Source organism: Proteus penneri (genome assembly GCF_022369495.1).
Taxonomy (GTDB): Bacteria; Pseudomonadota; Gammaproteobacteria; order Enterobacterales; family Enterobacteriaceae; genus Proteus; species Proteus penneri.
On the sequence record NZ_CP059690.1, the window covers coordinates 409,887 to 424,413 of the forward strand.

The window sequence follows — 14,527 nt, forward strand, 5'->3', positions numbered from 1 at the left end:
TGCCAAGCCGAGAAAGTTAATGAGTCATGGAGCCTGTGTGCATTTATTGCCAATCTTTGATGTAACAGAAAAAATCGTTACTGCGTTAAAACAATCCCCACAAGTTTTGCTTCATGCACCTACAGGTGCCGGTAAATCCACGGCGCTTCCTCTCTATTTACTGGAGCAAAATTACTTTGATGGCAAAATAATTTTATTAGAGCCAAGAAGAATAGCGGCTAAAAGTATTGCTTATCGTTTAGCAAATCAACTCAATGAGGAAGTTGGAAATACGGTAGGTTATCGTATGAAAGCGGAAAGCAAAGTCAGCTCAAAAACTCGACTTGAAGTGGTAACAGAAGGTGTATTAAACCGCATGTTACAGCAAGATCCAGAGTTGACTGGCGTAAGCCTTGTAATGTTAGATGAATTTCATGAACGCAGCTTACAAGCGGATTTAGCTCTAGCGCTATTGCTTGATGTACAGATGGGATTACGCGATGATTTGCGTGTTTTGATTATGTCCGCGACCTTAGATAATCAAAAAATTACCTCACTACTACCTGATGCCCCTATGATCAGTGCGCAAGGGCGCAGTTATCCCGTCGAAAGAGTGTATTTTCCTATCAATACGCATCAACCCTTTGAACAAGAAATTGCCACAATGGCGTTGCGATTATTGGCGCAAGAAACCGGCTCTATGCTGATATTCTTGCCGGGAAGTGCAGAAATAGTACGCGTTGCAGATATTCTAAAAGATAAAGTGGATGACAATATTTTACTATTTCCACTTTATGGCGCCCTTTCATTAGCAGAACAACAAAAAGCGATTGAACCGACTGAAAAAGGTTATCGAAAAATCGTACTTGCTACCAATATTGCAGAAACCAGTCTGACTATTGAAGGTATTCGCTTAGTCCTTGATAGTGCTATTGAGAAACGCGCTCAGTTTGATTTAAGAAGCGGTGTCACTAGCTTAGTGCGTCAAAGGATTAGCCAATCGTCACAAACACAACGAGCTGGGCGAGCTGGGCGTCTTGAAGCAGGTATTTGCTGGCATTTAATCAGCCAAGAGCAGGCAGAGCGTGTTGCTTCTCACCAAATACCTGAAATTTTAACTAGTGATTTATCGTCGTTATGGCTTTCCATCTTGCAGTGGGGATGTCGTGACATTAATCAATTGAGTTGGTTGGATACACCAACCCCACAAGCATTGAATGCAGCTAAAGATTTATTGTATCGTTTAGGCGCTATTGATAAGCAAGATGGATTAACACCGCGTGGTTTGCGTATGGCGCAATGGGGAATAGAACCTCGATTAGCCGCGATTTTAGATTATGCGAGTGAGCAAAGTGACAATCATCTTGCGACGGCAGCACGCTTATGTGCAATCTTAGAAGAGCCTCCACGAGGGCAGGAAATTAATCTAGAATGGGTTTCTCAACAGAAAAACATGTTCTGGACACGACGTGAAAAACAGCTTTCTCAACATCGGAAAGGGATTTTTTGTCCTGAATTATTAGGTTCATTATTAGCAGTCGGGTTTCCTGATAGAATTGCTAAAAATCGTGATAATCAAGGTCGTTTTCGTTTAGCCAATGGGCAAGGTGCCATGATGGATGATGCGCATTCTATGAGTAATGCACAGTGGATCTTAGCGCCGTTATTACTACAAAATGTACATTATGCCGATGTGCGCATTTTATTAGCGCTACCCATTGATATCGATGAAATATCAGCTATCTTTCCTGATCTTATTGAAAATAATACCACGGTTGAATGGGATGAAAAACGAGGTACATTAGTTGCATGGCAACAGCGTCAATTAGGGCGATTAACTTTAAGCCAGCGACAATTAGACAAACCCAATAAGCAACAAATGCAACAAGCATTATTGAATTGGTTGAGAGATAACGGTTTAAAGGCTTTAGCGCTGAATGAAGAGACTCAACAGCTTTTTATTCGCCTTTCTTTAGCGAAAAAATGGTGTCCAGAAGCCTTATTACCTGATTTAGCAGAAACGGTGTTACTTGAAACTTTAGAAACATGGCTTTTGCCTGAATTGGGGGAAGTTCAGACATTAAAAGCATTACAACAAATTGATATTAATACAATTATTAAAAATCAATTAACGTGGCATGAAAATCAGTTACTACAAAGTTTATTTCCAACGCATTATTTAGCACCAACAGGGACAAAAGTGGCGATCCAATATGATTTAGAGTTACCGCCAGTCATTGCGATCCGCATTCAAGAAGTTTATGGCGAACAACAAAGCCCTATTATTGCGAATGGTCAATTGCCTGTAGTCATGGAATTATTATCACCAGCCCATCGTCCCATCCAAAAAACACAAGATCTGGCGACATTTTGGGCTGGAAGTTATAAAGAGGTGCAAAAAGAGATGAAAGGACGTTACCCCAAGCATTTATGGCCTGATGATCCGGCGAATACGGCACCGACTCGACGAGTAAAAAAATATAGCCAATAAGTTAATTTAAGTTTTTATCGTAGATTATCCCTATTTGAGAGCTTTCTTGTGGGATCACACGGAAAAATAGCGACAATGTTAGGCTTCTTTATCCCGTGATAAAGGGGTTTTTATGAGAGATAGCGTTCATGAGTAGAAAGAAAAGACCAGTGAAACAAACCAAAAGAGGGCGTTCTTGGTTTTGGTTATTTGTCAAAATCGCCATTGTGGTTGCGGTTTTAATGGGGATTTATGGGGTTTATTTACATTCTCAAATCAAAGAGCGCCTTGATGGTAATGTTTGGGAATTACCCGCTGCGGTTTACGGACGTACCGTCAACTTAGAGCCGGGCATGAATTATAGCCAAAAAGAGATGGTGAGCTTACTCGAAGGTATGCAATACCGCAATGTTAACAAAATCACTCGTCCTGGCGAATTTGTGGTAAGAGGCAACACGATTGAAATGTTGCGCCGACCTTTCGATTTTCCTGATGGTCGTGAAGAGCAAATTTTAGCTAAATTAACCTTTGAGCAGAATTCATTGGTTAGTATTACTAACATGGATAATCAGCGTCAATTTGGCTTTTTCCGTCTTGATCCTAAGTTAATTACCATGATGCAATCTGCAAATGGTGAACAACGCTTATTCTTAGCAAGAGATAAATTTCCACAATTATTAGTGGATACATTAATTGCAACAGAAGATCGCCGTTTCTATGAACATGATGGAATTAGCCTTTATTCGATTGGGCGCGCAGTATTAGCAAACTTTACTGCCGGTAAAGCGGTTCAAGGTGGGAGTACCTTAACGCAACAGTTAGTGAAAAACCTATTTTTGACTAACGAAAGAACGTTAAAAAGAAAGCTTAATGAAGCCTATATGGCGATCATTATGGATGCGAGTTATAGCAAAGATCGTATTTTAGAGCTGTATCTTAATGAGGTTTTTTTAGGGCAAAGTGGTGATGAACAAATTCGAGGCTTCCCTTTAGCGAGCCTTTACTATTTTGGTCGTCCCGTTGATGAATTAAGCCTTGATCAGCAAGCCCTTTTAGTGGGGATGGTTAAAGGCGCGTCTGCTTATAACCCATGGCGTAACCCCAAATCTGCGTTAGAGCGTCGTAATGTGGTATTAAAACTACTGCAAACCCAAGAGATAATCGATCAAGAGCTTTACAATGTACTGAGTGCGCGCCCTTTAGGTGTGAAACCACGTAGTGAAGCGTTAACGCCTCAACCTGCATTTATGCAATTGGTTCGCCAAGAGTTACAAACAACCCTAGGCGATAAAGTAAAAGATTTATCAGGTACAAAAATTTTCACTACATTAGATCCTGTTTCGCAAGATGCAGCTGAAAAAGCAGTTGAAGTGGGCGTTGCCGATATACGTAAAGTGCGTAAAATTGACGATCTTGAAGGGGCGATGGTTGTTGTGGATCGCTTAAGTGGAGAGGTGAGAGCATTAGTGGGAGGCTCTCAACCACAATATGCAGGCTTTAATCGTGCATTATCAGCTCGTCGCTCAATCGGTTCTTTAGCAAAACCGGCTACCTACTTAACGGCATTAAGTGAACCTGAGCGTTTTCGTTTAAATACCTGGCTTGCAGATGAACCTATTTCTGTGCCTATTCCAGGGGGCAAACCTTGGCAACCTCGTAACTACGATCGCGGTTATAAAGGTAAATTAATGTTGGTGGATGCATTAGCAACCTCACGTAATGTTCCTACCGTCAATCTGGGTTTAGAAGTCGGGTTAGATCGAGTGATCCAAACTTGGATTAACTTAGGTGCTCCCGCAGAAAATCTGGAAAAAGTGCCTGCGATGCTATTAGGTGCATTAAACTTAACACCAATGGAAGTCGCTCAAACTTTCCAAACAATTGGTAGTTTAGGTAATCGTGCAAAATTATCATCATTGCGTTCTGTTATTGCCCAAGATGGTACTGTGCTTTACCAAAGTTATCCTCAAGCAGAAACGACGGTTTCGCCACAAGCGGCTTATATGACGCTATTTGGTATGCAACAAGTGGTGAATTCGGGTACAGCATGGCGTGTATTAAAACCAAAATTTGGTAATTACAATCTTGCGGGTAAAACGGGTACGACAAACGATCTTCGTGATAGTTGGTTTGCGGGGATTGATGGCAAAGAAGTGACGATTTCATGGATGGGGCGCGATAATAATGGCCCAACGAACTTAACGGGTTCAACAGGGGCATTGTTGCTTTATCGTAATTATCTACAGAATCAGGCACCGCTGAAATTAAACCCACCAGCACCAGAAGATATTGCAGAGATGTCTGTTGATGCTCAAGGTAACTTTGCTTGTTATGGCGGTGGTGTTCGTACCTTACCTGTATGGACAGCAAATCCAGATGGATTGTGCACACCTGTTCAGCAAGATACTGATGAAAGTGGCGCACCAAAGTGGTTACAAGATCTGTTTTCTGAGTAAGTGATCACGTAGATTAGCTAAAATAAAAACGGCACGTGAGTGCCGTTTTTATTGATCTCTGAACAGCGCTAACTAGCCTTTCATTTTTCCAAATGCATATTCCGCTGCATCAATAGTGCGTTGAATATCTTCTTTGGTATGAGCAATAGACATAAAGCCGGCTTCAAATGCTGAAGGTGCAAGGTAGATGCGCTTTTCTAACATTAAATGGAAGAATTGTTTAAAACGTTCAACATCGCAGTTCATCACATCTTGATAGCAAGTCACTTCTTTTGCATCTGTAAAGAACAGACCAAACATCCCGCCAACATGGTTGATAACCATTGGAATGCCCGCTTGTTGTGCTTTTTCAAGTAAACCATCCGCTAGCATTGTTGTGAGTTCATCTAATGTTTGATGAACACCCGGTTGTGAGACTTCGTGTAAACAGGCTAAACCTGCTGCCATTGCAATTGGGTTGCCTGATAAGGTTCCCGCTTGATAAACAGGGCCAATTGGCGCGAGTTTAGACATCACTTCCATATGTCCACCAAATGCACCTACAGGCATACCGCCACCGATAATTTTACCTAAGCATGTTAAGTCAGGATCAACATCATAATAAGCTTGTGCGCCACCTAATGCCACGCGAAAGCCTGTCATTACTTCATCAATAATCAGTAATGCACCAAACTCATCACATAACGCACGTAAACCCGGTAAGAAGTCTGCTTTTGGTGGTACGCAGTTCATATTGCCTGCAACCGGTTCAACAATGATACAAGCGACTTCTTCTGGATAGTTTTCAAAGGCTTGGCGTACAGAGTTTAAATCGTTATAAGTGCAAGTTAAGGTGTGTTTGACAAAATCAGCGGGTACGCCCGGTGAATTAGGTTGGCCCATGGTTAATGCACCAGACCCCGCTTTTACTAATAGGCAATCTGCATGACCGTGGTAGCAACCTTCGAATTTAATGATTTTGTCACGACCAGTGTAACCACGAGCAAGGCGAATAGCGCTCATTGTCGCTTCGGTACCTGAGTTCACCATGCGAACCATATCCATTGAAGGTACCAGTTCAGTGACTAGGTTTGCCATTTCAACTTCAGCCGCTGTTGGTGCGCCAAAACTTAATCCTTTTTGTACCGCATCAGTAACAGCATCACGAATAGCAGGGTGATTATGACCTAAAACCATTGGTCCCCATGAGCCAACATAGTCCAGGTAAGCACGTCCATCGGCATCATAAATATACGCACCATTAGCACGTTCAATAAAAAGAGGGGTTCCACCTACACCGTTAAATGCTCTAACAGGTGAGTTGACACCGCCGGGGATCACTTGTTGTGCGAGATTATAAAGCGTTTCAGACTTGCTCATGTCAGACTCCTAATGATGGGTGAGCGTAAGATTAAGGCGTATTCTAAATCACCACGCTGATGAAGCCAAATTACGGCAACAAGATTTTGATTTCTCACTATTATTGTGGGTACGTGGTTTATCGTAAAAAGTAATAGGTAGCAAAAAGTGTATTTTGTCCACAACAAACTTGAAGGTTATGAGCAGGTATTAGATAATCATCACATTATATCAGCAAGAAAGATAAATTTTTGCTGGCTGTTTTTTTGCTGGAATACCCAGTCTGGAGTGAACAATGAGTGATGATATGGCTCTGCCGTTACAATTTACTGACGCGGCTGCAAATAAAGTAAAAGATCTGATTGCAGATGAAGAAAATCCAAATCTGCGTTTACGTGTTTATATCACGGGTGGCGGTTGTAGCGGATTCCAGTATGGTTTTACCTTTGATGATGCAATGAATGAAGGTGATATGACCATAGAAAAACAAGGCGTTGCTTTAGTGGTTGATCCAATGAGCTTGCAGTATTTAGTAGGCGGTTGTGTGGATTATACCGAAGGATTGGAGGGGTCGCGTTTTATTGTGACGAATCCTAATGCTAAGAGTACGTGTGGTTGCGGCTCTTCTTTTAGTATCTGATCCTTATTTAGCGTCGTGGCTGTGCAGTAGTGCCACGACGTTAAATGCTCACATACTAATGTATGCTCCGCTTACTGTGCGCTGTCTGCCTTGTTGCACTGCTTGCTCGCTCACGACTTTTGTTTGTGAAAGTTAAAGACAAAATCTGTCAAAATTCAAAATTCAAAATTCAAAATTCAAAATTCAAAATTCAAAATTCAAAATTCAAAATTCAAAATTCAAAATTCAAAATTCAAAATTCAAAATCTAAAATCCCGTCTATGCTTCTAATCAATGGTTCGCAATAGCCTCACAAATTTGTTTTGCTGCATTAATAACACGTGGAGCTGGTCGACTAAAACTGTCTTCATCAATAGCAATAACAGGTACAGGGAGTTGAGGTTGCCAAAATGCTTTTATTGTAGGTATTTGATCTGCCTTACCACTGAATATAATCAAATCAGGGTGTTTTGTAAGTACTTGCTCACGGCTTACTTGAGGCCATGCCACAGGGCTGTTAGCAAAGATATTCTCTCCACCGCAAAGTTCCGTAATATGGCTCTGTAATGTGCTATTTGATGTAGTAAATAATGGTTGCATTCCAAATTGAATGAATACTTTTTTCTTGGCGTGATCCGATGTATTTGATGCGTATTGTTGCTGTAATATCTGATATTGCTGGCGTAATTGTTGGGCATTGTTTAAAGCAATATCAGGATGATGGCTATAATTGGAAAGAGTAACGAGATCGTCTGCGATTTCTTCAATACTTTGTGGATCAGAATAAATAATAGGAATACCCAAAGCTTTTAACTGATCTAATGGACGTTGTGGATTACCGCCTTGCCATGCAATCACTAAATCGGGTTTTAATAATAGAATGCGTTCAATATTAATCCCCTGCCAATTAGCCACTTGTTCAATATTTTTAGCCTCCTCCGGATAATCAGAGTAAGCACTAACTCCGACAATATTATCTCCCATGCCCGCGGCATAAGCCATTTCAGTGGCTGATGGCGATAGCGTAATAACACGATCAGCAGGCGTGATAGCAATAGCAACATTAAGCCAAAATAATGGGTAGAGTAATAATCCAAGATTGATAAATAAACGCATTACTTTTCCAATAATAAAAAAATACCCACCTATTTTTTATCTTAGAATAAGTAAAAAATAAAGGTGAGGTATTGATAAAGTAGTTTTAAGATTATCTCGACTTAATTAGTCTTTTAATTTATCCAATATCGCTGTCACCATTAAGCTTGATTGTTCTGCGGCGACAGATAAAAATTCATCAAAACTTAAGTGTGACTCTTTATCAGCCACATCAGAAATAGCTCGAACTACAACAAATGGTGTACCGAACTGATGGCAAACATGACCAATTGCGGTTGATTCCATTTCTACGGCAACAACATCTGGGAATGTGCGACGGATACGAGCTAAAGGTTCTGCACCATTAATAAAAGCATCACCACTACAAATTAAACCACGAACAGCATTTAATTTTAGTGATTCAATACACGCTTCTGCGACGCTAATAAGTTTAGGATCTGCAATAAAAGCGGGGGGGCATTGTGCCATTTGACCTGGTTCATAACCAAACGCAGTTACATCTGCATCGTGATAGCGGACTTCCGTTGAAACAACGATATCACCAACATTTAATCTTGAGTCTAAGCCACCCGCAGAGCCAGTATTGATAACGACATCAGGACGAAAATGCTCAAGTAATAATGTTGTACCGATCGCAGCGGCAACTTTACCAATACCTGATTTTAGTAATGCAACATCAACACCATTAATTTTGCCTGTATAGATTTCACAACCGCCACGGGATAAGATTTGGCAATCTTCAATTTTATCACGCAGAAGTGTGACCTCTTGCTCCATTGCACCTATTACGCCAACTCTCATTGTGTCATACTCACTTGTAGGTTAAGAATAAATAAAATTTAAATAGAGTTTAACATCTATCGGAAAAACACGATATAACACAAAGGATAGAGAATTCGTTTTATTTAAGCCAGAAAGAGGATAGGAATGATCGATTTTAAGCTGAAGTTAAATTATCAACGCAAATATAACAGCAGTGACATCGATATTAATGATGAAACACAGGTTTCTCGACAATTTGAAAGTGATCGAGGACGTATTATTAACTCAGCTGCTATTCGTCGTTTACAACAAAAAACACAAGTCTTTCCTTTAGAGACAAATTCCGCAGTACGCAGTCGCCTTACTCATTCTCTAGAAGTTCAACAAATAGGGCGTTATATCGCTAAGCAAATTATTGGTGAGTTAAAAAAACAAAATAAGCTTGAAGCGTATGGCTTAAATGAGCGTATTGATAGCCTTGAAAGTTTAATTGAGATGGCGTGTTTAATGCATGATATTGGTAATCCACCTTTTGGTCATTTTGGTGAAGCAGCGATTAAGCATTGGTTTCACAAAGTATTATCACCAGAGGCGACGGCTGAATTCGACAGTTGCCCATTTATCCCTATGCAGTATTCAGCTAAAGTGCAATTAAATGAATTGCGACAAACTTTACGCCAAGATTTATGCCAATTTGAAGGCAATGCTCAAGCTATTCGAATGGCGCATCATCTGCTTAAATTGAATTTAACCTATGCGCAAATTGGATGTGTATTAAAATATACTCGTCCTGCTTATTGGCAAGGAGAGATCCCCAAAGAATATAGCTATTTAATGAAAAAACCAGGGTATTACTGGTCTGAATTAGCTTTCGTAAAAGAAGTACAACAAAAATTAGATATGGGTGAATTTTGTCGCTTTCCTCTCACATATATTATGGAAGCTGCTGACGACATCTCTTATTGTATTGCGGATTTAGATGATGCAGTAGAAAAGGGGATTTTTGATATCAACCGTCTTGTTCAGCTTTTACGAGATGCTTGGCGTGAAAGTGGTGATGTAACTGAAGGCGATTTATTCGATATTACAGTTAATCGGGCTTATAAAAAAGTTGATCAAAACGAAGCCAAACGCAGTATGCAAGATCAGTTTTTTATGTATTTACGGGTTTATATTACAGGAAAATTAGTCCCTTATACTGCGTACCGTTTTATAAAAAATCTTCCTCAAGTTTATGAAGGGAGTTTTAACCACGCTTTATTGGAAGGGGAAAGTGCTGAACACCGTTTATTAACAACATTAAAAAGTGTGGCTAAAAAATGGGTGTTTAGCCACCCTGAAGTTGAACAACTTGAAATGAAAGGATATCGCGTGATTAGTGGATTACTTGATATCTATAAACCTTTGCTTTTATTATCAACAGAAGATTTTTTAAGATTGCATAAATATAACGAACATCCTCAATATGTTATTGAGACGCGTTTATATCATAAGCTTTCTGTGAAACATAAACTGGCTTATAACGAAATGTTAGAAAAGCTAAATGATATAAATACTGAAAAAGGAAAAGTTTTAGAGTTTTATTATCGCACAAGATTAATTCAAGATTATATCAGTGGAATGACGGATCATTATGCTTATGAAGAATATAGAAAATTAATGGTTTGTGATTGATTTGTAATCATTAAGAAAAACGCTATCTAATTGATTGATTATAAATTTTAGACTTTTCTTAGTGATAATAAAAATTTATTAAAATAACAGAAAATAGATGTTATTAATTGTAAGTATATTCAATATAAGAGTTATATATAATATTTGTTAGTTATAGAACAATATAAAATTCATAAATCGAGGGCCTTAGGTTGTTATCATTAAAATATTTATCAAATTAACAAAAATATTGCTTATATCAGTTAAGTAAATAACTTGTTCGATGTTATACTCTCTTTATGTTTTCTTCTGAAATGCATAGTCATTCATGTCACGCTGAAAAGCATACAGCGTATTCTAAAACGATGTCATTTCACTGTTAATCCATCATTGATACTTAATTTAATACTATGGTGCAGTTTTATTCCCCTAAAAAACGTCCTGCGAAAAAACAGGCGATGATTCTGGAAGTGACCGCCAGTGCATTGGATGCAAATGGTCAAGGTATTGCTCATGCTGAGGGCAAAACAATTTTTGTAAAAGGACTACTCCCACAAGAAACTGCTCGTATTCGTTTAACAGAAGAAAAGCGCCAGTTTGCTAAAGGCGAAGTTATTAAGCGTTTAACGACCAGTGAACAGCGCATAAAACCGCATTGTGAATATTATGAGCGTTGTGGTGGTTGTCAGCAGCAACATGTCCCTATTGCGCTGCAACGTACAACAAAAGCCAGTGTGTTATCGCACCTTATTAAACGTGAAACCGGTGTGATTATTTCAGCTGAGCCTGTTATTGCAGGTGCCGAATATGGTTACCGCCGTAGAGCAAGATTAGGATTGCGCTATCAATCTGAAAAAGGGTTGGTGATGGGCTTTCGCCAAGAGCGTTCTAACGATTTGGTGATGATAAAAAAATGTCCAGTGTTAAAACCTCAATTAAATGATTTATTGTCTCCTCTTTGGACATGCCTTAACAAATTAACATCAGCACGTGATTTAGGGCATGTTGAAATGGTGCTTGCTGATAATGGGCCATTAGTTATTTTACGTCATTTATCGCCATTGTCTGAGCATGATAAACAGAGTTTGCGTGATTTCTCTCAAACTTATCAAGTTACGATGTATCTTGCAGGTGGTAATAGCGAGATAGCACGATTAACTTCAATTGAGCAGGAACCCTTCTATCAAATAGAAGGTCTAAATTTACGTTTTGCACCCACTGATTTTATTCAAGTAAATGATGAAATAAATTCTCAGATGGTCGCTCAAGCTATTGAATGGCTTGATTTATCGCCAGAAGATCGCGTATTAGATCTGTTTTGTGGTATGGGTAACTTTACTTTACCTATTGCAAAACGCGTCAGTGAAGTAGTGGGTATAGAAGGTGTACCTGCACTGGTTGAAATGGCGAAAAAGAATGCAAAACTAAACCAACTAGGTAATGCGCATTTTTGGCATGCAGATTTATCGGCTGATTTTTCTGCGATGTCATGGTCGAAAGAAGGGTTTAACAAAGTGTTGTTAGATCCGGCAAGAGCAGGGGCGTTGGAGGTAATGTCACACATAGTGAAGTTATCTGCAGAAAAAATCGTGTATGTCTCCTGTAATCCGACCACGTTAGCCAGAGATAGTAAGATATTATTAGATTCTGGATATCAGCTAACCGGTTTAAAAATGTTGGATATGTTTCCACAAACGGGTCATTTGGAATCAATGGCACAGTTTAGTCGAAAATAATTTGAGTCGATAATAAACAGTTAGCCAGTAAATAAGTCGCAAATAAGATTTATACCGTGTAGGGAGAGAATATGGTTGCAGTAAGAAGTGCTCACTTAACACCTGCGGGAGAGTTTGCTGTTGATAAATGGGTTAACAGCTTGAACTTAACTCATACCAATGCGGGTAGTGAAATCATGCAAACCTGGGAATACTGCCATCGTACTGTTCAAGGGCGTGAAGATGCTGAACGGCTATTGTGGCGTGGTGTTGAAATGGTTGAGCTTCTTTCGACACTCAGCATGGATAAAGACAGCATGAGGGCAGCGCTTCTTTTCCCTCTTGCTGAAGAAAATCTTATTGGTCAGGAAATTGTCACTGAACACTTTGGTGATGCTATTTGGAGTTTAGTGCGTGGTGTTATGGAGATGGACGCCATACGCCAATTAAAAGCGACACATACCAATGAAACAAGCTCCATTCAGGTAGATAACGTACGTCGTATGTTGTTATCTATGGTAGAAGATTTCCGTTGTGTAGTCATTAAACTATCAGAGCGTATAGCCCATTTACGCGAAGTAAAAGATGCCACAGAAGATGAGCGCGTACTGGCCGCTAAAGAGTGTTTTAATATTTATGCGCCGTTAGCCAACCGATTGGGTATTGGTCAATTAAAATGGGAATTAGAAGATTTTTGTTTCCGCTATCTTCATCCTGATGAATACAAAAAAATAGCAAGCTTGCTTCATGAGCGCCGTATCGATCGCGAACAGTATATTGATAATTTTGTCAGTACAGTACGTGGTTATATGAAAGAAGAGAATGTTGATGTAGATATCTATGGGCGTCCCAAACATATCTACAGTATTTGGCGTAAAATGAAGAAAAAGAACCTCGCATTTGATGAATTATTCGATGTGAGGGCTGTTCGTATAGTCGTTGAACGTCTTCAAGACTGTTATGCCGCATTGGGAATTGTGCATACGCATTTCCGCCATTTACCTGATGAATTTGATGATTATGTGGCAAATCCAAAGCCTAATGGTTATCAATCTATTCATACTGTTGTATTAGGGCCTGAAGGTAAAACAGTTGAAATCCAAATTCGTACTCGCCAAATGCATGAAGATGCAGAGTTGGGTGTGGCTGCGCACTGGAAATATAAAGAAGGTGCTACAGGTGCTGCGACGAAAGGCGGTACAGGAAGTTATGAAAACCGTATTGCATGGCTACGTAAACTGATTGCGTGGCAAGAAGAGATGGCGGATTCTGGCGAAATGTTGGATGAAGTCCGTAGTCAGGTTTTTGATGATCGAGTGTATGTCTTTACACCAAAAGGTGATGTGGTTGATTTACCTGCTGGCTCAACACCGCTTGATTTTGCGTATCATATTCATAGTGATGTGGGGCACCGCTGCATTGGAGCGAAAATTGGCGGGCGCATTGTGCCCTTTAGCTATCAGCTACAGATGGGCGATCAAATTGAAATCATCACGCAAAAACATCCTAATCCGAGTCGTGATTGGTTAAATCCTAATTTAGGTTATGTCACGACAAGTCGTGGACGTGCGAAAATTCACAATTGGTTCCGTAAGCAAGATCGCGATAAAAATATTCTTGCAGGGCGTCAGATTTTAGATAACGAATTGGCGCATATGGATATCAACATGAAAGAAGCAGAAAAACTGCTGATTGCACGTTATAACGTGCATAGTGTTGATGAAGTATTAGCTGGGATTGGTGTCGGTGATATCCGAATTAATCAATTAGTGAACTTTATTCAAAGTAAATTAAATAAAGCCACTGCAGAAGATGAAGATAAAGAGGCACTGCGGACACTCGAAAGCAAAACGCCAGCACCAAGAACCACTGGCTCAGGGAGTAGTATTGTCGTTGAGGGTGTTGGTAATTTAATGCATCATATTGCGCGCTGTTGCCAGCCTATTCCGGGTGATAATATTGTTGGTTTTATTACTAAAGGTCGAGGTATTTCGATTCACCGAGCAGATTGTGAACAACTTGCTGAATTACTTTCTCATGCGCCAGAGCGTATTGTTGATGCAGTATGGGGAGAGAATTATTCCAGCGGTTATTCATTGGTAGTACGTGTTGTCGCGAATGATCGTAGTGGGTTATTACGCGATATCACCACTATTCTAGCCAATGAGAAAGTGAATGTACTTGGTGTGAGTAGCCGCAGTGATGTGAAGCAACAAATTGCGACAATCGATATGAATATTGAGATTTATAATCTCCAAGTATTAAGTCGTATTTTGGCAAAACTTAATCAACTGCCTGATGTGATAGAGGCGAAACGCTTTTCTCACTAAAACATTAAAATGATAAGATGCCGAGACAATTGTTCTCGGCATTTTTTTATCTAAAAATCAGAAAAACTGTATATTTAGTTAGTGATTAA

Annotated in this window: 8 protein-coding genes and 1 pseudogene; 6 read left to right on the forward strand and 3 right to left on the reverse strand. The window is 39.7% G+C overall.

Annotated features, from left to right (window positions below; genetic code table 11):
- The first annotated feature begins 37 nt into the window (after positions 1-37).
- Together hrpB and mrcB are read left to right on the forward strand one after the other, a co-directional pair.
- Positions 38-2,470: an ATP-dependent helicase HrpB gene (hrpB, locus tag H1225_RS01765; protein WP_239739400.1), complete on the forward strand. Its 2,433-nt coding sequence runs from the start codon at positions 38-40 to the stop codon at positions 2,468-2,470.
- A 128-nt stretch (positions 2,471-2,598) separates the two neighbouring features.
- Positions 2,599-4,905: pseudogene (gene mrcB / locus H1225_RS01770) on the forward strand (bifunctional glycosyl transferase/transpeptidase); the annotation flags it as partial.
- Positions 4,906-4,977: 72 nt separating this feature from the next.
- Here mrcB and hemL read toward each other — a convergent pair.
- Positions 4,978-6,264, reverse strand: coding sequence for a glutamate-1-semialdehyde 2,1-aminomutase (gene hemL / locus H1225_RS01775; protein ID WP_109847843.1), 1,287 nt, complete (start codon positions 6,262-6,264; stop codon positions 4,978-4,980).
- A 274-nt stretch (positions 6,265-6,538) separates the two neighbouring features.
- On the opposite strand from hemL, the gene erpA reads away from it, so the two are divergent.
- Positions 6,539-6,883 (forward strand): iron-sulfur cluster insertion protein ErpA, encoded by a 345-nt coding sequence (gene erpA, locus H1225_RS01780; protein ID WP_006534944.1) that lies wholly within the window; start codon positions 6,539-6,541, stop codon positions 6,881-6,883.
- 270 nt (positions 6,884-7,153) lie between these two features.
- Here erpA and btuF read toward each other — a convergent pair whose 3' ends face one another.
- Positions 7,154-7,978 (reverse strand): vitamin B12 ABC transporter substrate-binding protein BtuF, encoded by an 825-nt coding sequence (gene btuF / locus H1225_RS01785; RefSeq protein ID WP_006534943.1) that lies wholly within the window; start codon positions 7,976-7,978, stop codon positions 7,154-7,156.
- Between the two features lie 105 nt (positions 7,979-8,083).
- A complete protein-coding gene (gene mtnN / locus H1225_RS01790; RefSeq protein WP_072063593.1) occupies positions 8,084-8,779 on the reverse strand; it encodes a 5'-methylthioadenosine/S-adenosylhomocysteine nucleosidase in 696 nt (231 codons plus the stop codon).
- 126 nt (positions 8,780-8,905) lie between these two features.
- Here mtnN and dgt point away from each other — a divergent pair, with 126 nt between their 5' ends.
- The 3 genes from dgt to relA all read left to right on the forward strand — a co-directional run bounded on the left by dgt (position 8,906) and on the right by relA (position 14,438).
- Positions 8,906-10,414: a dGTPase gene (gene dgt / locus H1225_RS01795; RefSeq protein WP_109847842.1), complete on the forward strand. Its 1,509-nt coding sequence runs from the start codon at positions 8,906-8,908 to the stop codon at positions 10,412-10,414.
- A gap of 389 nt (positions 10,415-10,803) precedes the next feature.
- On the forward strand, positions 10,804-12,129 hold the full coding sequence (gene rlmD, locus H1225_RS01800; protein ID WP_161669632.1) for a 23S rRNA (uracil(1939)-C(5))-methyltransferase RlmD: 1,326 nt from the start codon (positions 10,804-10,806) through the stop codon (positions 12,127-12,129).
- A gap of 71 nt (positions 12,130-12,200) precedes the next feature.
- Positions 12,201-14,438, forward strand: a complete 2,238-nt coding sequence (gene relA / locus H1225_RS01805) for a GTP diphosphokinase (RefSeq protein WP_006534939.1) — start codon at positions 12,201-12,203, stop codon at positions 14,436-14,438.
- Positions 14,439-14,527: the final 89 nt, after the last annotated feature.